Origin of the sequence: Eubacterium sp. 14-2, from assembly GCF_000403845.2 — a bacterium.
Taxonomy (GTDB): Bacteria; Bacillota; Clostridia; order Lachnospirales; family Lachnospiraceae; genus Petralouisia.
The window spans coordinates 1,991,880-2,014,261 of the sequence record NZ_KE159567.1; the positions used below are offsets into that span (position 1 = coordinate 1,991,880).

At 41.3% G+C, this 22,382-nt stretch carries 23 protein-coding genes; all 23 read right to left on the bottom strand.

What is annotated here, in order from left to right; all coding sequences use genetic code 11:
• Positions 1 to 1,255: 1,255 nt before the first annotated feature.
• Positions 1,256 to 1,435 (bottom strand): hypothetical protein, encoded by a 180-nt coding sequence (locus C805_RS16275; RefSeq protein ID WP_016215008.1) that lies wholly within the window; start codon positions 1,433 to 1,435, stop codon positions 1,256 to 1,258.
• The gene (locus C805_RS16280) at positions 1,413 to 1,691 is read right to left on the bottom strand and encodes a BrnT family toxin (RefSeq protein ID WP_016215009.1); all 279 of its coding nucleotides are present in this window, start codon (positions 1,689 to 1,691) and stop codon (positions 1,413 to 1,415) included. The genes C805_RS16275 and C805_RS16280 overlap by 23 nt, the downstream gene beginning before the upstream one ends.
• A gap of 90 nt (positions 1,692 to 1,781) precedes the next feature.
• Positions 1,782 to 3,611, bottom strand: coding sequence for an ATP-binding protein (locus C805_RS16285; protein ID WP_016215010.1), 1,830 nt, complete (start codon positions 3,609 to 3,611; stop codon positions 1,782 to 1,784).
• Positions 3,612 to 3,792: 181 nt separating this feature from the next.
• The gene (tsf, locus tag C805_RS16290) at positions 3,793 to 4,728 is read right to left on the bottom strand and encodes a translation elongation factor Ts (protein WP_016215011.1); all 936 of its coding nucleotides are present in this window, start codon (positions 4,726 to 4,728) and stop codon (positions 3,793 to 3,795) included.
• A gap of 117 nt (positions 4,729 to 4,845) precedes the next feature.
• Positions 4,846 to 5,574, bottom strand: a complete 729-nt coding sequence (gene rpsB, locus C805_RS16295) for a 30S ribosomal protein S2 (protein ID WP_016215012.1) — start codon at positions 5,572 to 5,574, stop codon at positions 4,846 to 4,848.
• 205 nt (positions 5,575 to 5,779) lie between these two features.
• Positions 5,780 to 6,370: an MltG/YceG/YrrL family protein gene (locus C805_RS16300; protein ID WP_016215013.1), complete on the bottom strand. Its 591-nt coding sequence runs from the start codon at positions 6,368 to 6,370 to the stop codon at positions 5,780 to 5,782.
• A 3-nt stretch (positions 6,371 to 6,373) separates the two neighbouring features.
• Positions 6,374 to 7,087, bottom strand: coding sequence for a DUF6115 domain-containing protein (locus C805_RS16305; protein ID WP_016215014.1), 714 nt, complete (start codon positions 7,085 to 7,087; stop codon positions 6,374 to 6,376).
• A 12-nt stretch (positions 7,088 to 7,099) separates the two neighbouring features.
• The gene (locus C805_RS16310; RefSeq protein WP_016215015.1) at positions 7,100 to 7,414 is read right to left on the bottom strand and encodes a hypothetical protein; all 315 of its coding nucleotides are present in this window, start codon (positions 7,412 to 7,414) and stop codon (positions 7,100 to 7,102) included.
• Positions 7,415 to 7,429: 15 nt separating this feature from the next.
• A complete protein-coding gene (locus C805_RS16315) occupies positions 7,430 to 9,031 on the bottom strand; it encodes a DUF342 domain-containing protein (RefSeq protein ID WP_016215016.1) in 1,602 nt (533 codons plus the stop codon).
• A gap of 12 nt (positions 9,032 to 9,043) precedes the next feature.
• Positions 9,044 to 9,808, bottom strand: a complete 765-nt coding sequence (locus tag C805_RS16320; protein ID WP_016215017.1) for a FliA/WhiG family RNA polymerase sigma factor — start codon at positions 9,806 to 9,808, stop codon at positions 9,044 to 9,046.
• Between the two features lie 80 nt (positions 9,809 to 9,888).
• On the bottom strand, positions 9,889 to 10,182 hold the full coding sequence (locus tag C805_RS16325) for a hypothetical protein (protein ID WP_016215018.1): 294 nt from the start codon (positions 10,180 to 10,182) through the stop codon (positions 9,889 to 9,891).
• A 13-nt stretch (positions 10,183 to 10,195) separates the two neighbouring features.
• Positions 10,196 to 10,678 carry a chemotaxis protein CheD gene (locus C805_RS16330; RefSeq protein ID WP_016215019.1) on the bottom strand — a complete coding sequence of 161 codons (483 nt, stop codon included), beginning with the start codon at positions 10,676 to 10,678 and terminating at the stop codon, positions 10,196 to 10,198.
• Between the two features lie 15 nt (positions 10,679 to 10,693).
• A complete protein-coding gene (locus C805_RS16335; protein WP_016215020.1) occupies positions 10,694 to 11,314 on the bottom strand; it encodes a chemotaxis protein CheC in 621 nt (206 codons plus the stop codon).
• Between the two features lie 84 nt (positions 11,315 to 11,398).
• Positions 11,399 to 11,863: a chemotaxis protein CheW gene (locus tag C805_RS16340; RefSeq protein ID WP_016215021.1), complete on the bottom strand. Its 465-nt coding sequence runs from the start codon at positions 11,861 to 11,863 to the stop codon at positions 11,399 to 11,401.
• Positions 11,864 to 11,874: 11 nt separating this feature from the next.
• On the bottom strand, positions 11,875 to 14,004 hold the full coding sequence (locus C805_RS16345; protein WP_016215022.1) for a chemotaxis protein CheA: 2,130 nt from the start codon (positions 14,002 to 14,004) through the stop codon (positions 11,875 to 11,877).
• A gap of 1 nt (position 14,005) precedes the next feature.
• Positions 14,006 to 15,085, bottom strand: a complete 1,080-nt coding sequence (locus tag C805_RS16350; RefSeq protein ID WP_016215023.1) for a protein-glutamate methylesterase/protein-glutamine glutaminase — start codon at positions 15,083 to 15,085, stop codon at positions 14,006 to 14,008.
• 4 nt (positions 15,086 to 15,089) lie between these two features.
• A complete protein-coding gene (locus C805_RS16355; RefSeq protein ID WP_016215024.1) occupies positions 15,090 to 15,830 on the bottom strand; it encodes a flagellar brake protein in 741 nt (246 codons plus the stop codon).
• Positions 15,831 to 15,853: 23 nt separating this feature from the next.
• Positions 15,854 to 16,735 carry a MinD/ParA family protein gene (locus C805_RS16360; RefSeq protein WP_016215025.1) on the bottom strand — a complete coding sequence of 294 codons (882 nt, stop codon included), beginning with the start codon at positions 16,733 to 16,735 and terminating at the stop codon, positions 15,854 to 15,856.
• Position 16,736: 1 nt separating this feature from the next.
• Positions 16,737 to 18,113: a flagellar biosynthesis GTPase FlhF gene (flhF, locus tag C805_RS16365; RefSeq protein ID WP_016215026.1), complete on the bottom strand. Its 1,377-nt coding sequence runs from the start codon at positions 18,111 to 18,113 to the stop codon at positions 16,737 to 16,739.
• Positions 18,110 to 20,146, bottom strand: a complete 2,037-nt coding sequence (gene flhA / locus C805_RS16370; RefSeq protein ID WP_016215027.1) for a flagellar biosynthesis protein FlhA — start codon at positions 20,144 to 20,146, stop codon at positions 18,110 to 18,112. The genes flhF and flhA overlap by 4 nt, the downstream gene beginning before the upstream one ends.
• Positions 20,147 to 20,169: 23 nt before the next feature.
• The gene (gene flhB / locus C805_RS16375) at positions 20,170 to 21,300 is read right to left on the bottom strand and encodes a flagellar biosynthesis protein FlhB (RefSeq protein WP_016215028.1); all 1,131 of its coding nucleotides are present in this window, start codon (positions 21,298 to 21,300) and stop codon (positions 20,170 to 20,172) included.
• A gap of 1 nt (position 21,301) precedes the next feature.
• The gene (gene fliR, locus C805_RS16380; protein ID WP_016215029.1) at positions 21,302 to 22,084 is read right to left on the bottom strand and encodes a flagellar biosynthetic protein FliR; all 783 of its coding nucleotides are present in this window, start codon (positions 22,082 to 22,084) and stop codon (positions 21,302 to 21,304) included.
• A gap of 11 nt (positions 22,085 to 22,095) precedes the next feature.
• On the bottom strand, positions 22,096 to 22,368 hold the full coding sequence (gene fliQ, locus C805_RS16385) for a flagellar biosynthesis protein FliQ (RefSeq protein ID WP_016215030.1): 273 nt from the start codon (positions 22,366 to 22,368) through the stop codon (positions 22,096 to 22,098).
• Between the last annotated feature and the right edge of the window lie 14 nt (positions 22,369 to 22,382).

The following is a 22,382-nucleotide window of genomic DNA, read 5'->3' on the forward strand; positions in this document are numbered from 1 at the left end:
TATAATACTTATATTATATCCAATTTATAGGATGAATTCAACCTATTTCAATCCTAAAATACTTTTTTACATATCTTATTATAAATATAATAATTAACCTGGATTATTCATTTTCAAAAATATATAGCAAAATGAAATTTATCTTTTTCTTCTAGTATAAATATACATCTGTATATCCCGTTATATTTAAAAGATATTAAGTCAAGTGGTAACTCCATATAAGCTCTTTTATAACAATACTTTAAATCTTTCGTATACACTGGTACTTTATTTGCTTCTAAAATGGAAAATATCTTTTCTTTCGTTCATCTGCTAATGATATGTTCCATTCCCAGTCCCTGATTGAATTAATTGTGAAAATGAATCCACACAATTAAACCATCCAATCACAAATGCAACCTTTCCAACCTTATCACTATCTATCTCATCCATTAACCAATCAAAATCCTGTTAAAATACTGATGACTTTTTGCTTGCTGCTCTTGTATTAGCTGAACTAATCCAATTTTTCAAATATTAAACTTCAATTTTAAAATCTCTTTGTGCTATATACAAATCATGGTTTATTTTCTGTGCTTTTTATCCGGGCACTTTCTCCTGCTGTATAATAAGCATTTTGTTTAAAAGGATAGCCTATCCTTACTGTTATATCCATTTCATTGAACATTTCATCGGCTTCAATTTTTAATTCAGGCTTATCCCATCCCCCTGTACAAGATATTAAATTCATCTATTGTATATAAGCAGTTTGCAACTATGTATTGGTCAATTGTTGGTCCCATTACATAATATCCCTTTCTGTTTCTTGAATTACATATTTCATGATCTATAAAATGATATTTACTAACTCCAAATAATATTCTTAGAATAAGAGATAGCATATCAGTAATCCGTTCTAACTTTGAATGATGACATATAATCCAAAAACCCCTGTAAATGGCATTCCCACACCATTCACAGGAGTTTTTTATTAAAAAATAACCAGGCAAACTTCGCCTTATGCATTCATCTGTTTTGCGAACTTTCCTCTTTTTGTGTTCTGGTCGCATATCCCCAGAACTATGTATTTTACTGGCTTTGCTGTAATTTTTGACTGCTCTAAGCCAGCGGCTTTTCAACCGTATCCCCCAAATTTTATTTTGGGGGAAAATTCATTTTGCTTTTTTAAATTTCTTGTTGCATATTTTTCAGATTTGGGGGATAGCCATTTTCCATTTGGGAGATATTGGGGGATAAAATTCTTCCCCCAATATTTCTAAGCTTTTTTCTTACGATTTCTTTGCACAACCGCACTCTTAAACGCTTTCATCATGGCTGACGACAACTCCTCACAATCCTCATCAAAGTTAATTGGGCTTTTTTTCGCCTCTTCAATCTCTTTTAATTGTTCTTCCGTTGGTTTTTGTCCACTTTCAATAATTAATGTTTTGGTCATAATAAAGCTCCTTTTCTGCATTAGTTGCAAGCCTGGCTGAAATTAATCGAATCGTTTCCTTTCGTTCTGTAAATACTACAAACAGTACATCGCCGACTTTCCCTATCGCAATATATCTATCCTCATCAACACTATGCTCAAAATCAAACATTTCAATGTAATAAGGATCATCAAAAACATATGCTGCCGTTTCAAAAGAAATTTTATGTTTTTCCTTATTAATAATATTTTTTTCTTCGTCCCACTCAAATTTCATTTTTGGTCGTTCCTCTTAGATTATTCTATGTTAACAGTATACCATTAAATAACCAATCCATCAATTGCATTTTCCCTAAGCTCTATTAGCCTAATCACCTAAAAGGCATAATTCGGTATTGGCAGTTCTTGTAGTCTCTTCTACATAATCACAATACTTTGAAATCAATTCATAAATTTCTTCAGATACTAACTCATTCTGTATTATTTTCAGTAGCTTTATACCATTTCGTATAACTTTTTTCTTTAGTTCAGCCCCCATTAATTCATCATTTATCATATCTACTGTTTCTGAAATTGTAAGGGAATAGTTATCATGTACCTCTGAAAGCTTATCTTTAATCGATTTTGTAAGCCGATTTAATTTTTTTACTGATAGGGTTATATTGGTATTATTTTCTTTGTACTGATATCTGGATAGCATGTCAAACTTTATGTTTAAAATATCAGAAAATAATTTGTAATTTTCCACTATTAACACACATAACTTTTCTCTTGCACGAGAAATCGCTTGATACAATAACTTATAAAAAAGCAAATCTGGATTGGGATGTTCTTTTCCCTGTATTCTTCTCTCTTTGTCATATATAAAATTTTTATCCATCATAATCATAACTTTATCATATTCTTGTCCTATAACATGATGTGTATCATAATTATTTGGATATAGGTCAATCGAATTCCTATAATACATTGATTGGGTATATGATATAAATATATAGCCTTTCTCATCATACAAGTTAATCAATCTCTTTGCTTCTTCTATATTATTCGCAAATAACACATCGATATCCGAATAATCCATATATCCTCTAGCTCGGTTATTCAAATTCATCATTGTTCTTGTGAAAGAAGCTATTTCTTTACTTGTTCTTATCTTATCTGACAACGTATATTCCATAAATCCATCAATCTTCTGCAACTTAGCTGGAATATTTCTCTCTTCTTCTGTTATTGATAAAGATTGTGCATAATCATAAGCAAAAATTACAGTTTTAGATTCAGAAATTACCTCCTTTATTATTTTTTCAAATGTAGACGAATAAATTCTTTGAGATTCATCTACAAATATAAATTGATATCTTTTTAAATTTTCAACTCCATCACCATTCAATTCCTTTGCTGAGAAAATAGTTACATTATCCCACTTTACACTTAATATTCTATGTCCATCACATAAAATACCACTATGAATCAAGCAACAATTTTCTCCTCTCTCTGCTATTTCCTTAATAATATCATATAGCAGAAGAGTTTTACCAGTTCCCGCTTTTCCTTTTATCCCTAAAACATATTCCTTATCATTCACTAAAATCAAATCTACTATCTTTTTCTTTATATCATGCTGTTGATTTGTCAAAAAATAATCACCATACATAAATTTTTGATGTGAATTTAAAGGAGAAATAAGGTAACTATTCGCCTGAAACAAAGATTCAAGGTTCTCCCCAAGACTCTCCTGAAATAACTGCATGGTATCTTTTAAATCCCCTACCCCGACAAGCTGAAGTCCTTTGGATGTATATTTATATAATTTTTTTCCAGTTTCCACAAAAGTATACAATCGTACATCTGGTGCTAAATGTTTTAGGTAATATCTATTCTTTTCTAATTGATTTTGAATAGCCTCCACTCCTACCTCTTCACTTTTTAATTCAATACTCAAAACGAGATTATCCTTATCAAGTTTTATCAAATCAAATTCTTTTCCAATTTGTTCTATCGTAAATGAAAGAAAAAAATTTTCAAAATCCTTTATTTCAACCCCAATACCTGATAACATATTAACAAGACTTCTTATAGCATCAAACTCTTGTGGTTTTACCTTTAACTTTTTTGACCTTTTTGACAAAATATTTTCAAATTCAGTAGCCATATCCTCTTGTATTCTTGAATATGTATATATATTTATTGCTTTCATGTTCCCCATCCTCTGAATAGCCTTGAAATTTATTTGTCCCTTTCTTTACATTATAAATTATCTCTCATATTTCATCAATCAGTATTTTTCATGTGATAATAAAAACCCCTATAAATGGCATTCCCACACCACTTACAAGGGTTCTCATTCTTATCTCTATTCGCCTGATTTCGACAAATTTCTACGCATTCATCTGCGCTGCAACCTCAGCTGCAAAATCTTCCTGTTTCTTCTCCAGGCCTTCTCCGGTTTCAAAACGTACAAATCTCTTAACAGAAACAGGTGTGCCAACTTCTTTGGAAACAGTCTCCAGATATTTTCCTACGGTCTGTTTTCCATCTTCAGCCTTTACATATACCTGGTCTACCAGACAGATTTCTTTCAGTTCTTTGTTGACACGTCCCTCAATCATACCATAGATAACTTTCTCCGGTTTCTGAGATTCTTTCGGGTCATTCATAATCTGTGCCAGAAGAATTTCCTTCTCATGAGCAATGTATTCATTGCTGATTTCATCTCTGGAAACATATTTGGGAGAAAGTGCTGCTGTCTGCATTGCAAGATTTGTCAATGCTTCTTTTACGGTATCGTTGACAACAGAAGTCTCTGCTTCAATGATAACGCCGATTCTTCCGCCGCCATGGATATAGGAAACCACACAGCCGTTTTCTGCGGTAACTTTCTGGAATCTGCGGATATTCAGATTCTCACCGATCACTGCAATTTTTTCTACCAGAGCATCTTTAACTGTTTTGCCGGAATCTTCATTCCATGCTTCTGCCAAAAATGCATCCAGATCTGCTGCGTCAGAATTTACCGCCTGAGTAGCAACTGCTTCCACGAATGCCCTGAAAGTATCATTTTTTGCAACGAAGTCTGTCTCAGAATTTACTTCCACTACTGCGGCGGTTTTGTCGTCTTTCACCACAACGGTACAGAGACCTTCCGCTGCAATTCTGCCAGCCTTTTTCTCAGCCTTTGCCTGTCCGTTTTTTCTTAAAAATTCTACTGCGGCATCCATATCGCCATTTGTTTCATTTAAAGCCTTTTTGCAGTCCATCATGCCTGCACCGGTCATTTCTCTTAATTCTTTTACCATTGCTGCTGTAATAGCCATTTTCATTTCCTCCATATACAGATCAAACAGGACATATATGGTATCCTGGTCTGTTTATCCATAATTGAGGACAGGCAATACTGTCTGTCCTCTTCTGAAATACTTCAGTTAATCTTCCTATTCTTCTGCTGCTTCCGGAACTTCCTCTGCCTCTTCTTCAATTGTTCCCTGATTTGCTTCCACAACTGCATCAGCCATCTTGGAAACAATCAGTTTTACCGCTCTGATTGCATCGTCATTTCCCGGAATTACATAATCCAGTTCCTCCGGATCACAGTTTGTATCACAAATACCAATCAGCGGAATTCCCAACGTATGAGCTTCCTGAACGCAAATTCTTTCTTTTTTGGGATCAACAATAAAAATTGCATCCGGAATACGCTTCATATCCTTAATTCCACCGAGATTTTTCTCTAATTTTTCCCATTCTTTCTTTAATGCGATAACCTCTTTTTTCGGAAGCACATCAAAAGTTCCGTCTTCTGCCATGGTTTCGATTGCCTTTAATCTTGCAATCCGGCTCTGAATTGTCTTAAAGTTGGTGAGCATACCACCCAGCCATCTCTCATTTACATAGAACATGCCGCAGCGCTCTGCCTCTGCCTTAATGGCATCCTGCGCCTGTTTCTTGGTTCCCACAAACAGAATGGTACCGCCATCTGCAGTAATATCAGATACTGCTTTGTATGCCTCGTCCACTTTTCCAACAGATTTCTGTAAATCAATGATATAAATACCATTTCTCTCTGTATAGATGTAGGGAGCCATCTTAGGGTTCCATCTTCTTGTCTGATGTCCGAAATGAACACCTGCTTCTAATAACTGTTTCATCGAAATAACGCCCATTTTTTACCTCCATTTGGTTAGATTCTTCCATATGCTTCTTCCCCCAAAGCTACCGACAGGGCACCGGCTCTGGAATCCACATATGTGATTTTTATGCAGCTATCTGTCCGAAAGGACAGACATTTCACATACCGTTCTCTGCTTTATTGAGAAAAATGTATGTTATCTTACAGATTATATCACAGGAAAAATTTACTTGCAAGTCCTATTGCGGTTTTCCCTGTAAAATTTCTATGATTTCATCCTGTGTAGCCCCGGCCGGAATCAAATGGACTCCCACCCGCAGAGAATCATCAACACCTTTCTGCGTCATATAATTGTTAAATTCCTCTGCATCCGGAATCAGACCTGCCTGAAACAGTTTCTGGCTGACCACATCGGAAAATTCTCCCTGTTTGATTTCAAACTCCACCATATTATGAGTATCACCGGAATTCTCCGTGCTTTCCGTGGGAGAACTGCTGTCAGATGGCTCATCCTTTTTTTCCTCTTCCGGTTTCACACTGTCAGATTCTCCGTCATCGTCTTTATCTTTATCATCTTTTTCTTCTTTAGCCTTGTTATCCTGATTTTCAGGAGTTTTACTGTCCTCTTTCTGTTCAGCTTCCGTTTCTTTTTTTTCTGAAGATTTACCGCCGGAATCTTCTTCCATAACCATTCCCAGAAGTCTGGCACGCTCTATGATTTCCGCGTCCGTCAGTTTTTCCTTTTTATTCCCGGACAGAGCAATACCCATAATAATGGCAGTGCAGATTACTCCAACTCCAAGTCCTCGTAAATAATATTTTAATTTCATACGTTACAAATCTTCCTCTCTGAATAAACCGATTACAAGTTTTACTTCGCCTACACCAAGTCCCAGTTCTTTTGCTATGTCTACGTCAGTTTTTCCTTTCCGGTACATATCCAGAATTCTCTGATTATGATTCATATTTTCATCGGCCAAATCTCCTGAAACTTCCTCTGCCGGCTCTGCTCTCGGTATGTCAGTCAGATCCGGCTCCATCATACCCGGAACCGGTGTCTCAGCCGACTCCTGAACCCTGTTCAGAATATCATCGGAATGGGATACCATGTTCTGGATATTATCCTGCAGTTCCTCCAGATTGATGGCAAGCTGTGCAAGACTTCCTGCATATTTTGTAAGTTCAGAATGTTTATCGTTCAGCATACTGTACAGGAACATTACTTCATTATGGGTTTTGTGAATGGACTCCAACACTGTATCAGAATACTCCGTGATTGCCCGCATTTTTTCATTGGTTTCCTTATCCAGCGCCCGTTCTACCACCTCCATTGATTTTTCAATGGAATGGTCTATCACCTGATCCACCATGTTGTCCACTTTTACCTGGGCATCTGTCAGACTTCTCTCCAGAATACGCCGCATTTCTTCTGTACTCAGTTCAGCAACTTTGTCCAGATCCTGATTTGAGAGCTTTTCTGTAACAAAGAAACTTGCGACCATCATTACGACACCAATTACCAGTAAAACAATCTCTATTGTTGACATACCTGTACCCACCTATATTTTCATATCAAAACCACCTGTGGTTTTAACGCTTACCTTTCCGCTGTTTTTTTCCTCCGCCCTTTTCTTTTTATTCCGGCGGTCTTCATATTCATTACTTCCCTTTTCACGGGCGTCAAATTTCTTTTTCGGGTTGTCAGAATCATTGGCATGGGTTACCTGTTGCATATGATGTACCGTATCCTTTGCAAACTGAGTCTGCACATTCTGCTGCTGCAGCATGGATTTGTTATCCTCATTCTGCTTCACCGTGCTTATATCCTGACTTCTCTGAACCACGCCGCTGAATTCCACTGGCCGGATTGACATATTCCCACACTCCTTTTATAAAGTACGCACTACAATTTCACCGTGTTCCTTGATAAATTTCGAGAATGTTCTCTCACTCTTAATATTCATGCTTACCTCGGAAATATTCACAGATACACCCGGATAAATACTGCCCTTTACTTTTATTTTGGCATTATGGGACATCTGAATCTGGTCATGAAGCTCTTTCAGCTCTTTTCGCTGTAAATTCAAAAGCTGCTGCTTTTCCTTAAAAGATCTGGCAACTGCCTGAACCTGCTGAATCCGCTCCACGCTTAACGTTTCCTTCTTCTGCATTTTTTCATTAAAATTCACAAGAATCGGACGCATCTGCTCCAGTTCCTTACTGATTTGAATAATGCTCTTCTGGAGTTCTCCATAACGCTCTTTTATTTCCGGATCCACACCCACTTCAATCTTTGTCTGAGTTCCCATAGTTGAGCCTATGGTCTGGGCCTCCACCAGATTGCCGGCACGAATTACACCTCCGTTTACAAAGCCTTTCTTGCCTCCCACACGAATATCAGTTCCTGCCGATACCTGACTGTGAAGAATGGAACCTGTCTCAATGTAACCTCCGGAAATTACAGTGGCATTCTCTATAAATTTTGTAATAATATTGTCACTGGCCTGAACCCTGCCCTTGCCCATACCATGAATTCCACGTTTTACGACAATCTGCCCGCCGGCGGACAGATAAGCGGCTTCCACCACGCCTTCAATTACAATGTCACCTTTGGCAGTAACGGAAAATCCACTTTTCACGTTTCCCTTGATGGTAACATTGCCGTCATAGACTATATTTCCCGTGGAAGTGTCAACATCTGCCGGCACTTCAAATACATCTTCCACAAATACCTTGCCGTTTACCAGACTGGCATGTCCTGTCACACCGGAATAAATCTCTGTTTTATCTTCAGATAAGGTGATATTATTGCCGAATTCCAGCTTGAGGGTTTTTGCCTGTCTTGCCTGGATCTCTCCGCCAAATACATCCTTTCCGGACTTTCCCGGTATTTCCGGATGAAGTTTTGCCAGAACCTGTCCCTTTTCCACACGGCTGATGGTATTCAGTTCATGATAATTTACAGACCCGTCTTCATTCTTTTTGGGCTTCAGATTGTGGTTTGTGTTAAAGAAATATTCAATTTTAGCATCCTTACCGTTTATCGGAGGAATTCCCTTTGCCATAATATAATTTGTACAGTAATGGCGGTCTTTCAGAAAACGCTGAATCTCTTCCTGACTGAGTCCGACCGTAATATTATGACCAGACAGATTTGCAACGATTTCTTCTGCTGACAGCAGCTTTCCATTATTAGAAGGCGGATAGAAACGACAGAATACCAGCATTTTGTCTATGGAAATATTTACTTCCATATGCTCACTTTCATGAAGGCCGTTCCATGCGCCCACATAAACCTCCTGTACGCCATCCGTAAGGCTCAGAATACGGTTCAGCTCTTTTGCATCGAACATACCGTAGCCTTTGCCTTCCAGATATGCCACTACCTCTTTGTATTCCGGGATTTTCCCTCCTTCTTCCGGCGGAAATACCTGAAGGAATACTCCCACATCTCTTACGTCTAATTTGAAATACCCATTTTTGCTCTCCATAGCATCAACCACCTAATCCGTTAATATATTCATGTAGGGTCCCATTGTTTTTTTCATCTTCATCAGCGCTTTTGTATGAAGCTGTGATATCCGGGATTCCGACACCTCCAATACGTTGCTTATTTCCTTTAAAGTTAAATCCTCATAATAGTATAAGGTAATTACTTTGCGTTCTTTTTCTGTGAGAACCTCCAGAGACTGTTCCAGAACCTTTTTCAGTTCATCTTCTGCAACAGCATCTTCCGGCTGAATAAAATGCGAATTGCCTTTGGCGTCCATGGCAGGCTCCATTCCCTGTTCCAGATATTCATTCAGGGACACCATGTTTGTTACTTTAAGCTGGGACTGCCAGTTCAGCAGTTCTTCACCGGTCACTTCCAGTTCTTCTGCAATTTCTTCATCCAGCGCATTCCTTCCGGTTCTTGTCTCTATCTTTCTGATAGCCTCATCAATTTTCTTCTGTTTCTGCCGTACCGTTCTGGGAATCCAGTCCATTTTCCGTATCTGATCCAGAATGGAACCTCTGATTCTCAGACTGGCGTATGTCTCAAATTTTACATCTTTCTTTATATCAAATTTATCAATGGCGTCAATCAGACCAAAAATTCCATACCCTACCAGATCGTCATATTCTACATTGTATCCCAGATACATACTCAGGCGCCCCGCCACTATCTTAACCAGCGGTGCATATTCCACAATAATCTGTTCTCTCAGTTCTGCCGCGGGCTTTTTTAAAAATTCTGCCCACAATCGTTCTCTTTCTGCCGCGTTCATCCAAAGCCCCCAAGACTGCAGGTAACGCCTTTACAGGCTTTCCTGCGTGATCAAATACAACAAGTTTCCAAACTGTGCGTCTATTGTATTTCTTCTTCCTCTGCGGAGTCTTCCTGAGCTTCCGAATCCTCTGCTTCTTCCGGATTCTCTGACTCTTCTTCCTCCGCTGCCTCTTCCGTGGCTTCTTCTGCTTCTTCCCTGAAGTTTTTGTCCAACACCAGTTTTGCAATGCATCCAAGGATATAAAAGGATATTAAAACGATAATCCATATTTTCACAAACTGTCCCATTTCCATCTGTTCCATAAAGCCGATAATACATGTTACAAGTCCGGCTATCAAGGTAATAATTATTGGTACCTGCTTCGTTTTCATATCCTGTCACCCTTTAAATAATTTTTAATGTTTTGCCCACTGCCTTAATATAAAATTCCCCGGTTGCCGGATATAATTCAACAGTCCTTCCATAATTCAACCCGGTATCTTCAGCCAGCAGCGGAATTCCAAGCTGTTTCAGCTTCGCTCTTGAAGCCTGGGCATTGCGTTCTCCCACATTTCCGATTGTGGAAAGGCCGCTGACCTGGAACATTTTTGCCCCGCCCGCGATTTTTGCAACCAGGCGCCGCTTGTTGGCACCTGCCGCAACCACACGTTTTATCAGTTCCTCTATTCCTGTATCTGCAAATTTGGCAATATTTGAATTATTTCTCATCTGTGTACTGTCAGGAAGCATGATATGTGCCAGTCCTCCAAGTTTTAAAACCGGATCATAGACTGCAATCCCAATACATGATCCCAATCCCAGCGTGGTAATCATATCCGGTGCCTTGCAAATATTCAAATCTGCCATTCCAACTTTAATTGTAGCCATAACTCCATGCTCCTTTTACAGTGCAATCCCCAATGAAGATAAAATTTTATCATAAGAATCTACATCCGGCATTAAAATAAAAAATCCCTGTATTTTTACATCGTCTCCAAACTCTGTCTGTATCAGAAGTGCATTGTCCCCATACTGCCCGAACTGAATGGCCGGCACACTTAATATAGCCGCTGCCATGTCAATAGCAAGATATGGGACAGAAGATGTGATTACCATATTTGTCATCGTAGACAAAGCTGATAAATAGGAGCCGGATATAATATTTCCTATTTCTTTGATTGCGGACAGATCCATCTCATTGAATTCTTCCGCATAATCATCCGGTCTTCCCATCAGATGATTTACCAGATAACGGGCAGATTCCATTTTCAGCAGAAACATCATGCTTCCGCCGATATCGCTTTCTACTTCCAGATAAATGCCCACCACTGTTTCTTCCTCCGCAGAAATCGCGGTGGGAAGTTCCTGAAAAGTCAGAAATTCCACTTTGGGAACTTCCATATTTACTTTCAGGTTCAGCATATTTGAAATTGCGGTGGTAGCATTGCCTGCACCAATATTGCCGATTTCTTTCAGCACGTCAAAATACATTTCATTTACCTGATCCAAACTAAATTTAGCCATGACCGCTGTTCTCCATTTCTCCTGAATTACGAACAGGCTGCTGCCCGGAATACCGGTTTACCGCAACAGCCTCTCTTCGTCTAACTATACACTTTCTGATTCATCAATGATGCTGTTGGTATCAAACAGGGAAATCAGTTCTTCTCCGTGCTTACCAACACCATTGATAAAGTTGCTTTTGCTGTTTCTGGCATCATAAGCTACTTTGTCAATTTCATCCGGACCAAGGGTTACCACTTCTTTTACTTCATCTACGATAAGGCCAAGCACCCCGTGTTCTTCCAGCTTCAGAATAATAATTCTGGTAACATCCGTAAATACATCCGGCTCCAGGTCCATTCTGGTACGAATGCTCATTACCGGTACAATTTCCCCGCGCAGATTGATAATTCCCTTAAAATAGGTCTGTGCTTTCGGCACCCTGGTAATCTTCTGCATACGGACAATATTATCTACATAACTGATATCTATTCCATACTGTTCACTGCCGATTTTCACTACGATAAACTGCTTTTTGCCGTCTTCTACCACAGAAATATTGTTTGCCATATCAACACCCCCTAAAATAATGTATTAACATCCAGTATCAATGCCACTTCACCATCTCCAAGAACAGTTGCACCGCTGATAATCTTGGTACTGTTGTTAATGTATTTGCCCAGGGATTTGATTACAATTTCCTGCTGGCCGTTCAGCTCATCTACAATAAGTCCTGCAAATTTATCGCCCTTGCGGACAATAATCACTGTAAGGCTTTCCCGTTCTTCATCATCCGGCTCACAATCCAGCAACTGGTCCAGACGAATCAGCGGAATTACCATGCCGCGAATATGTATCACTTCTTTTGCCTGAACAAACTTGATTTCGTCAGCCATAATTTCTTCAATAGTCTCAATGGAACCCAGAGAAATAGCATATTTTTCATTTCTCACTTCCACCATCAATGCCTGGATAATTGCCAGAGTCAGCGGAAGGCGTACCGTAAACTTGGAGCCTTCTCCCAGTATACTTTTCACTTCCACATCTCCGCCCAATGCTTCAATGTTGGATTTCACCACATCCAGACCCACACCGCGGCCGGATACGTCAGAAATCTGCTTTGCCATGGAAAAACTGGGCATAAACAGAAAATCTATGATTTCCTTCTGGCTCAGAGCCGCACCCTGTTCCGGTGTAATCAGTCCTCGTTCAATGGCTTTGCTCTTAACGCTTTCCGTGTCAATACCGTTACCGTCGTCGCTTACTTCGATAATAACATTATTTCCTTCCTGAAAAGCATTCAGATGAATAGATCCGCTTTCCGGTTTTCCTCTTTTTTTACGAAGCTCTGCGCTCTCTAACCCATGGTCTGCAGAATTACGCAGCAGATGCTGCAGAGGATCTCCAATCTGGTCCACCACGGTCCGGTCCAGTTCCGTATCTTCACCGGTCATATACAGTTCCATCTTCTTGTCCAGCTTTTTGGACAGATCCCGAATCATACGTGGGAACTTCTGAACAACGCTTTCAATGGGTACCATACGCACTTTCATGACAGATTCATGAAGTCCTGTGGTAATGCGCTCCAAATATTCAATCTGTTCATGGAATGCCTGAGAATTGGAACCTCCCGTGGCTCCGTCGGAAGTGGAACCAATGGATACCAGCGAATTCTTGGCAATAATCAGCTCGCTGACCTGATTCATCAGTGCATCCAGCTTCTCAATATCCACACGAACCGTACGGTTGGTCACCGGCTTGCCGCCATTTTGCTTTTTGCCTGACTGAGCCGGAGCCTGTGGTTTGGTCTGAGCCGGAGCTGCTGCCGGTACCTGCGGGTTTTCCGCACTTTTGGCATTTTCCGCTTCTTTGGCTGCCGCTGCTTCCGCCTCTTCTTTTCTTGCTGCTGCGGCTGTCAGTTCTTTGTAAGCTACCTGCTCACCGATTACTTCTTCAATTTCAGAAACAGCCTTTGACACTTCTTTTATTTTATCCAGTTCTGTCTCACTGGCCAGATAAAAGCTGAAATCAAATCCAAATTTTTCATCTTCAATATCCTGAGAAGAGGGGTTATATGCAATGATATTTCCGAAATCTTCCACTGCTTTGAAAACCAGAAATGCTCTTGCAGCCTTGAGCAGACATTCCTCCTGAATATATACCGTGACGCCATAGAGTTTCATGCCCTTTTCTTCTGACACACGGAGTTCTTCCTTCTCCTTCTCGGAAAATTCCATGTCCATATATTTTTTCTGAAAACGGTCGCCGGAAGCTGCTTCCTTCGGCTTTTCCTCGACTTTTTCTTCTTTTACGGGAACCACGCCGGTTCCTGCCGCCAGAATATCATTCAGTTCCTGAATAATGGCTTCATTGTCGTCTGTTCCTTCTTCTGAACTTTCCTTTACATTTTCCAGATATGCGTCAATGGCATCCAGACACTGAAACAGAACATCCACCAGACTGCTGGTAACGTTCATATTGTTGCTGCGGACTTCCTGAAAAACATTCTCCATATCATGAGTCAGACGCTGCATACGTTTAAAGCCCATGGTGCCCGCCATTCCTTTCAGAGAATGAGCCGCACGGAAAATCTCATTAATGGTGTCCATATTTTCCGGATCTTTCTCAAGGCTCATGATACAGTCTGAAAGGTTCTGCAGATGTCCGTTTGTCTCATCAATAAAAATTTCAAGGTATTGGCTTACATCCATACTACTGTACCCCCACATTCTTTATTATCGTTTGTGCAACTTCTGTCAAGGGAACTACTTCATCTACAGCGCCGGCCTCGGCAATTGCTTTGGGCATTCCATATACCACACAGGACTGGGCATCCTGGGCAATTACATGAATATTTTTCTTCTGTTTCAGGGAAAGGATTCCTCCGGTTCCGTCTGCTCCCATACCGGTAAGCACCACGCAGACAATCTCATCGTATCCGCTGGTACGGAGCGATTCATAGGTTACATTTGCACAGGGGCGCAGCCCTCCGATAGGCGGCTGGTCATTCAGACGAACCACATGAGAACCATCCGGTTTCTTCTGAATCTCCATGTGCTTTCCTCCGGGTGCCACATAAACACACCCTTTCTCCAGAACATCTCCCTCTTTTGCTTCCTTTACCTCAATTTTGCTGACATCATTGAGACGTTCCGCCATGGATCTTGTAAATCCCACGGGCATGTGCTGAACCAGCACCATGGGAGCAGCCATGTTTTCCGGCAGATAGGGAATCACACTCTGAAGTGCCTTGGGGCCTCCGGTAGAACATGCCAGGGCCACCAGCCTGTTTCTTCCTTTTCCAACCGGCTTTTTTGGAATCTGAACGGTTTTTACCGGTGCCGGCTTCTCCTCCGGCCTGGAAGCCACACCGAGAGCATTCCTGGCATTATCAGATCTGATAACTGCTTTCAGAACCTTCAGCAGACTTCCTTTAAATTCTTCTCCCTTTGCTTCAATGATATTACATGGCTTGGTAACAAAATCAATGGCGCCCAGTTCCATGGCCCGGATGGTCACATCCGCATCCTTAACGGTCAGGGTACTTACCATAATAACAGTAGCATCAATTTTGTCCTGCTGTAGTTTTTCCAGTAATTCCAGACCATCCATCCGGGGCATATTTACATCCAGAATCACAGCATCGTAGCCGGTGGTTTTCAATCGTTCATATGCCTCCAGGCCGTCTCGGCAGACATCCGTTGCCTGAAATGTACTTTCTGTGTTAATTATATCACAGATGAGCCTTCTCATAAGTGCAGAGTCATCAACCACTAAAATATTTTTTTTCATAACATCATCCTTTTTGTCTTCTTCTTCGTTCCTGTTCAAAAATATATTTAATAATTATTTCTCGCTCTTTTTGATTCCGCATCAGAAAATTGATACGATACTCATACTTCTTTTCTTTGTTTCCGGATTCGATTTCCTGACACAGCAGGACTTTTCCAACGATTTCCAGAAGATAATTCATACTTTCACTTTCCAGCCGAAGAGAAAGAAACAGGTAATCCCCTTTATTTCCCGGCATTTTTCCTATAAATCTGAGACCTCCTCCGCTGATATCCACTGCAATGGCTTCCCGTGCAAGGTCTTCCGGATAATTTAGTCTATGATGTTCTTTTAATTCCGTGATATTCTCTGTTTCCGCTTCCTCATCCGTAATCATCATGTACTGCATATCCATTGCACATTCAAAACGGTAGTATTCCCGTCTCTGAAATTTCTCCAGAGGGCTTCTGGGCTCTACAAGCATCAGATAGAGATTTTCCCGAACATAACGGTTTTTAATATGTGCCACACAGCGATACATGCCCGCCCTGGCATAGAAGAGAAATTCCAGCCGGACGCCGCCGGGCGGGGCCTGGGTTTTTCCCTCTCTTATGGGAACCAGCATCTCAAAAAAACCATCGTCCCGTACATTTTCCACAATGCTGTGATATACAGGAGGCTGTTCCCCCAGCTTTTTTCCCTGTTCTACCTGCTGTAAAATTCGAATTTCAACTTTATCTCCTGGTCTGACAATATTAGAATTCATGATGCACCTCTGACTCAACTTTTTTATGCCTGGCTCTTTTTATAAATAAAACGTGAAAACAACTGCATAATTCCTCTTTTTTCATGGAGAGGGGCTGTGGTTCCTTCCAGAAGATTACCGGTCAGCACTTCAAATGCTCTGGTAGATTTCGCATCCGGATAAAGAATACTTACCGGCTGTTGCTGACGAACTGCTTTTTCCATGGCTCCGTCCTGTGGAATCATCCCCAGATATTCCAGATTTCCTTTTAAAAACTGTCCTACCACTGCATTCAGCTTTTCATAAATTCCCGTACCTTCTTCTTCTGAGACTACCCGGTTGGAAATAACCTTTATTTTAGTCTGCGCCTGGCGAAATTCAGGATTACGATGTAAAGCCTTCAGCAGAGAATAGGCATCTGTCAGGGAACTGGGTTCGGAAGTGGCGAGAAGCAGCACCTCCGGGCTGGCCATAACAAATTCCAGTACATGATCTGAAATTCCGGCCCCGGTATCAATCATTATAATGTCTGCCAGTTCATCCAGCTCTGACAGATTCCGTACCAGAAATTTCAGCTGATCTTTGGACAGGTTATTTACACCTGTGATACCGGAACCTCCTGATATAAACCCAATATCCAGAGGTCCGGGTGTAATAATTTCCTGTATGGTCTTTCCCCGATAAATCAAATCACTTAAATTATATTTGGGAATGGCTCCGAACATGATTTCAACATTTGCAAGCCCCAGATCCGCATCAAAAATAATAACTTTTTTTCCCTGCTTCTGCATCTGAACTGCCAGGTTTACCGCCACGTTCGACTTCCCTACCCCGCCTTTCCCGCTGGTTACTGCAAAAATACGAGCTTTACGGGTGGACTGCTGATTCTTTTTTACAATATTTCTTAACTGCTCCGCCTGGTCCATGTCATTTTCCTCCAAGCAGAAGTTTTACAATTTTCTGCGTATTAAAAACTTCTATATCTTCCGGAACATTCTGTCCGTATGTGGAATAGGATAAATCCGCTCCCGTATACAGTTTCATATTCAGAATATTTCCGAGACAACTTGTTTCATCCAGTTTGGTAAAAATTAATTTAAAATGAAAATTCTCTTTATATACGTCTGCTATATCAAGCAAATCCCGGTATTTGGTGGTAGCGCTCAGCACCAGATACGTCTCTTTCTGATATTCCCCCGGTATTCTGTCAATAAGCTGCCTTGTTTCATTCCGCTGTTCCGCATTTTTATGGGAAAATCCTGCAGTATCCACAAGTACCAGATCATATTCCTCGGAATTTCTCAGTTTTTCATTCAGTTCCTCGGAAGAATACACAATATCCAACGGAGTATCCAGAATATTTGCATAGGTACGAAGCTGTTCTGCTGCGGCAATTCGATAGGTATCCGCTGTCAGCAGAGCTACTTTCTTCCCTTTTTCCATTTTAAACCGCGATGCTATTTTCGCAATGGTGGTGGTTTTCCCCACCCCTGTAGGTCCGATAAAAAACACTACCTTCGGTTTTCGCCCGGACAGTTCAATGGGCTGGGGCTGTCCGAATTTCAGAATCATTTTCTGATAGATACTGGACAGTATCAGATCCACACTGGCCCCGCCTTTCATTACCTTTTCTACTTCATCCATAATCTGATTTACATATTTTTCATCTACTTCATTATCCAGCAGAATGCTGTAAATCATCTTGATAAACTTAAAATTCTCATCCACCGGCACCTCTTTGGGGAGTTCTTTTTCCGGTTCCGGCGCCAGTTTTTTTTCCAGAAGAGACTGCAGACTCTCCAGTTTCTCTTCCAGATTATTTTCCATGGCATTTTCTTTTTTCTTTTCTTCCGATTCCGGCGTTCCCATGGAAGAAGCCCAGGTATTTTCCACTTTTGCAAACACTTCCTTTAATGGTTCCGGCTTCGGTATGGGAATGGGTTCATCTGCCGCAATATTGATATTTCCGGGAGCTGAAACCGGCACAGGGCCGGAAGGCCTCGGAGATATGGGCGGCTGAGATACGGGCACTCCGGAAGGCACAGCAGATATTGAAGATATGGGAGATACCGGAGACGCGGGCACAGGAGCAGCCGAAGGCATATGTGCGGGAATTCTGGCTCCTGCCTGCTGATCTTCTTCTATGGCTGCCGTCACTTCATATAAAGGGGTCTTGAAAGAACGCAGAAACCCTTTCGGCTTTATCTCTTTTACATTCATAATCACTGTCTGAGGGCCGAATTCTTCCCTCGCCTTTGCAGTGGCTTCTTCTTCTGTTCTCCCCTGAAATTTCTTTATCGTCATGAAAGGCTCACCATCCCTACTGATTGTAATTCTATATTAGATTCCACTTCATTATAGGAAACCACAATTAAGTCTCTGAAGTAATCTTCTGTCAGTTTCTTAAAATACATACGCACAATGGGCGATGTTATGATAATTGCATTCTTTCCAAGATTCTCCAGTTTGGCCGTCTCCGTCTCCAAAGACGCCATAATGGCTTTTGTCTTTTCCGGGTCCAGAGTCAGATATGCTCCCTGTTCCGTCTGTTTTACAGCGCCCATAATTTCCTGCTCCAGATTTGGATCCAGTGTAATCACGCTGGTCACTTCATTAGCCGGGAAATATTTACTGGAAATCGCCCGCTTCAGGCTCTGTCTTGCATATTCCGTCAGTACATCCGTATCACGGGTAGTGGCCGCATGGTCTGCCATGGTTTCAAAAATAGTAAGCAGATCCCGGATAGAAATACCTTCCCGCAGCAGATTCTGAAGAACTTTCTGAATCTCTCCCACGCCCAGCAGTTTGGGTATCAGCTCGTCCACAAGAGTCGGATTGGTTTCTTTGATATTATTGACAAGATTCTGTACATCCTGTCTGGACAGCAGTTCATCAATGTGCAGCCGGATTACTTCCGTCAGATGAGTTGCAATAATGGAAGGAGGATCTACTACCGTATAACCCAGACTCTCCGCCCGCTCTCTCTGGCTCTCTGTAATCCACAGCGCCGGCAGATGGAAGGAAGGTTCAAAAGTGGGAATACCGGAAATCTCTTCCTCTACAAATCCCGGATTCATGGCCATATAATGGTCAAAGAGAATTTCTCCTTCTGTCACCTGAATACCTTTGATTTTAATAATGTACTGATTGGGATTTAACTGGATATTATCTCTGAGACGGATAATAGGTACCACTGTACCAAGCTCCAGAGCAATCTGCCTTCGGATCATAACCACACGATCCAGCAGGTCGCCTCCCTGATTTACATCAGCCAGAGGAATAATACCATATCCAAACTCCAGCTCGATGGGATCCACCTGGAGAAGGGATACCACATTTTCCGGCCGGCGTATTTCCTCCGCCTGTTCTTCCGCCATATCCACTTCTTCCTCAATGGCTTCCATTCCCAGACTTGTATCCATATTTCTGGCTGCAATCAGAAAAGCAATTCCAAAGGGAAGAAACAGTCTCCAGTCCAGAGGAGTTACAATACCCAGGAAAATCAATACCGCACCTACAATATACAGTACCTTTGGGATGCCAAATAACTGATGAATCAGCGTATCTCCGAAATCTGCTTCTTTGGAAGCCTTTGTAACCAGAATACCGGTTGCCAGAGAAATCAGCAGAGAAGGAATCTGACTCACCAGACCGTCACCGATGGTCAGAACTCCGTATTCATTCAGAGCATCACCGATGGTCATACCCTGGCGGAGCATTCCCATGGCAATTCCGCCCACCAGGTTAATCAGGGTAATCAGAATACCTACATTCGCATCTCCCTTCACGTACTTGGTAGCACCATCCATGGCTCCGAAAAAGCTGGATTCCTGCTGTATCTTATCCCGTCGTTCCAGCGCCTGTTTTTCGCTTATCACGCCTGTATTCAAATCCGCATCAATCGCCATCTGTTTACCTGGCATGGCGTCCAGAGTAAATCTTGCTGTTACTTCTGACACACGTTCAGAACCCTTGTTGATTACTATCAACTGAATCAAAATCATAACCACAAAAATAATTGCGCCGATAATGAAATCGCTTCCACCTACGAACTGGCCGAAGGTACGCACAACATTACCCGGATCTCCTGTGGTTAAAATAAGACGTGTGGAAGAAACGTTCAGTGAAATACGGAAAAGGGTCGTGAACAAAAGGAGGGTTGGAAAAAAGGACATGTCCAGCACTTCTTTTACAAAAAGGGCATTCATCAGTATTACCAATGCTATGGATATATTAAATGCCAGCATGATATCCAATAAAATAGAGGGAATCGGCACGATAAAAAATATAATTGCAACCAGCAAATACAGTGCAACTCCCATATCAGCTTTCTTCATGCTGTTTTCTCCTTTCGTCTCATTTATCTATTCTCTCTCAGACTGTAAACAAAGGCCAGAACCTCAGCCACTGCCTGATACAATTCCGGCGGAACCTCTTCGCCAACGTCCACATTGGCATAAAGCATCCGCGCCAGAGGCTTGTTTTCCACAATTTCTATCTGATGTTCCCTGGCCGCATCTTTAATTCTCATGGCAAGGTAATCCTCTCCTTTGGCCACAACGACAGGTGCGGAATACTGGCTGGCATCGTACCGGATTGCCACCGCATAATGGGTGGGATTGGTAATTACCACGTCAGCATTGGGCAGATTCTGCATCATACGACGCTGGGAGGCTTCCCTCATTCTGGAACGCTGGCGTCCCTTAATTTCCGGATTTCCCTCCGTATTTTTATACTCATCTTTTACTTCCTGCTTGGTCATCTTCATATCTTCTTTAAATTTATGCTTCTGATAAATCCAGTCAGCAATTCCAACCAGCAGATACACCAGACTGATTTTCAGCCCGGCGTCAATCACAATGGTTCCCACCAGCAGAATTACCTGCATCAGCGGGATATCATACAACAGAAACAGTTCATTCTGATGATCTTTGATAGCTGAATAAGCCACATAGGCAATCAATGTCACCTTTACTATGGATTTCAACAGCTCAAACAGAGAATCCTTGGAAATAATCCGTTTAACCCCGTTGAGGGGATTTAATTTACTGAACTTGGGACGCATGGGCTTTGTAGTTACCTTCCATCCCACCTGAAAAATATTACTGACAAGTGCAACCGTAAATCCTATGGCAAACACAGGAGCCAGTATTTTCACAATTACCAAAATAGTATTATTGATAATCACAGAAGCGGCATAGGCCGACATACCGCCGATACTGTCGTTAATCACATCCGGAATCTTATTATAATACACATAAAAATTACGGAACAGACTTTCTCCAATAGAGGAGATAAATACTTTCAGCATTAAAAATAACGCAATCAGGCTTAAAGCGCTGTTCAGCTCCTGGCTCTTGGCCACCTGTCCTTCATTTCTGGCATCCTGCAGTTTTTTGGCTGTGGCAGGCTCTGTCTTTTCCCCGCCATTTCCGTCTTTTGCAAACCACTGGAGGTCATATTCCATCAAAAAACAGAATTCATCTCTCACGCTAATACATTCCTTCAACTACAGAAACAATCATTCTCTTCATTTCTCTGAATATAAAATTCGATATATCCGGCAGCAGTATAATTGTTACAAACAAAACAGAAAACCCGATTAAAACCTTCAGCTGCATTCCCACCGCAAACATATTCATCTGAGGCGCCACCTTTGCCATAACCCCCAGAATACAGTTGAGAATCATACTGGTGGCAAAAACGGGAAGAACAATGCGGAATCCGATTACCATCAAATCCGCAATATACATGCTCATAGTGCTCATCAGATGCTCCCAGTCAAAAACTGTTCCATTCACAGGAATCAGCTGATAGGTATCAATCAGCGCCCGCAGAATATAATGATGCATGTCTGTAATAATCAGCAGCAGCATGATAAAATAGTTATACATGGTTCCGGTAAGACCTGACTGTGTACGGGTCATGGGATCATAAATATTTGCCATTGCAAGGCCGATCTCCATATCAATAACTTTACCTGAAAACACAATAATGGAATTACAAATGTTTGCTGCAAATCCAATAAGCAATCCTGTAATTCCTTCCCTCAGTACGATGATGGCGAATTCGATTGTTCCGGAATATTCCAGAGACTCTTTCGGCAGTATCGCCTGATACAAAATTAATGCCAGAAACGCCGAAAGTCCGATTTTCACCCGGCCTGGGGTATTATTCATTCCAAAAAACGGAGCAACAAAGACAAATGATGCAACCCTTACCAATATCATCAGAAAATATTCAAATGTATATACTGTAAACAAATAGTTTATCATACTGTCTCAACCTAACGCAGATACAGGCCGAAATTATTCCATAATTCCGCCATAAAGTCTGTCAGATTCTCCAACATCCACCCGCCTAACAGCATCATTCCCAAAAAAACAGCAATGATCTTGGGTACAAAAGTCAGGGTCTGCTCCTGAATGGAGGTTACCGTCTGAAAAATACTGATAATCAAACCTATGATAAGGGAAATCAGCAGCAACGGTGCAGATACCTTGATAATCAAAAATAATGCTTCCCTGGCAATATCCAGTACCTGTCCTTCTGTAATCATACGTTTTCACCTCT

Coding starts and splice junctions, on each gene's coding strand:
- C805_RS16275 (WP_016215008.1), bottom strand. CDS start 1,435: ATGACCAAAACATTAATTATTGAAAGTGGACAAAAACCAACGGAAGAA.
- C805_RS16280 (WP_016215009.1), bottom strand. CDS start 1,691: ATGAAATTTGAGTGGGACGAAGAAAAAAATATTATTAATAAGGAAAAA.
- C805_RS16285 (WP_016215010.1), bottom strand. CDS start 3,611: ATGAAAGCAATAAATATATATACATATTCAAGAATACAAGAGGATATG.
- tsf (WP_016215011.1), bottom strand. CDS start 4,728: ATGGCTATTACAGCAGCAATGGTAAAAGAATTAAGAGAAATGACCGGT.
- rpsB (WP_016215012.1), bottom strand. CDS start 5,574: ATGGGCGTTATTTCGATGAAACAGTTATTAGAAGCAGGTGTTCATTTC.
- C805_RS16300 (WP_016215013.1), bottom strand. CDS start 6,370: ATGAAATTAAAATATTATTTACGAGGACTTGGAGTTGGAGTAATCTGC.
- C805_RS16305 (WP_016215014.1), bottom strand. CDS start 7,087: ATGTCAACAATAGAGATTGTTTTACTGGTAATTGGTGTCGTAATGATG.
- C805_RS16310 (WP_016215015.1), bottom strand. CDS start 7,414: ATGTCAATCCGGCCAGTGGAATTCAGCGGCGTGGTTCAGAGAAGTCAG.
- C805_RS16315 (WP_016215016.1), bottom strand. CDS start 9,031: ATGGAGAGCAAAAATGGGTATTTCAAATTAGACGTAAGAGATGTGGGA.
- C805_RS16320 (WP_016215017.1), bottom strand. CDS start 9,808: ATGAACGCGGCAGAAAGAGAACGATTGTGGGCAGAATTTTTAAAAAAG.
- C805_RS16325 (WP_016215018.1), bottom strand. CDS start 10,182: ATGAAAACGAAGCAGGTACCAATAATTATTACCTTGATAGCCGGACTT.
- C805_RS16330 (WP_016215019.1), bottom strand. CDS start 10,678: ATGGCTACAATTAAAGTTGGAATGGCAGATTTGAATATTTGCAAGGCA.
- C805_RS16335 (WP_016215020.1), bottom strand. CDS start 11,314: ATGGCTAAATTTAGTTTGGATCAGGTAAATGAAATGTATTTTGACGTG.
- C805_RS16340 (WP_016215021.1), bottom strand. CDS start 11,863: ATGGCAAACAATATTTCTGTGGTAGAAGACGGCAAAAAGCAGTTTATC.
- C805_RS16345 (WP_016215022.1), bottom strand. CDS start 14,004: ATGGATGTAAGCCAATACCTTGAAATTTTTATTGATGAGACAAACGGA.
- C805_RS16350 (WP_016215023.1), bottom strand. CDS start 15,085: ATGAAAAAAAATATTTTAGTGGTTGATGACTCTGCACTTATGAGAAGG.
- C805_RS16355 (WP_016215024.1), bottom strand. CDS start 15,830: ATGAATTCTAATATTGTCAGACCAGGAGATAAAGTTGAAATTCGAATT.
- C805_RS16360 (WP_016215025.1), bottom strand. CDS start 16,735: ATGGACCAGGCGGAGCAGTTAAGAAATATTGTAAAAAAGAATCAGCAG.
- flhF (WP_016215026.1), bottom strand. CDS start 18,113: ATGACGATAAAGAAATTTCAGGGGAGAACAGAAGAAGAAGCCACTGCA.
- flhA (WP_016215027.1), bottom strand. CDS start 20,146: ATGAAGAAAGCTGATATGGGAGTTGCACTGTATTTGCTGGTTGCAATT.
- fliR (WP_016215029.1), bottom strand. CDS start 22,084: ATGATAAACTATTTGTTTACAGTATATACATTTGAATATTTTCTGATG.
- fliQ (WP_016215030.1), bottom strand. CDS start 22,368: ATGATTACAGAAGGACAGGTACTGGATATTGCCAGGGAAGCATTATTT.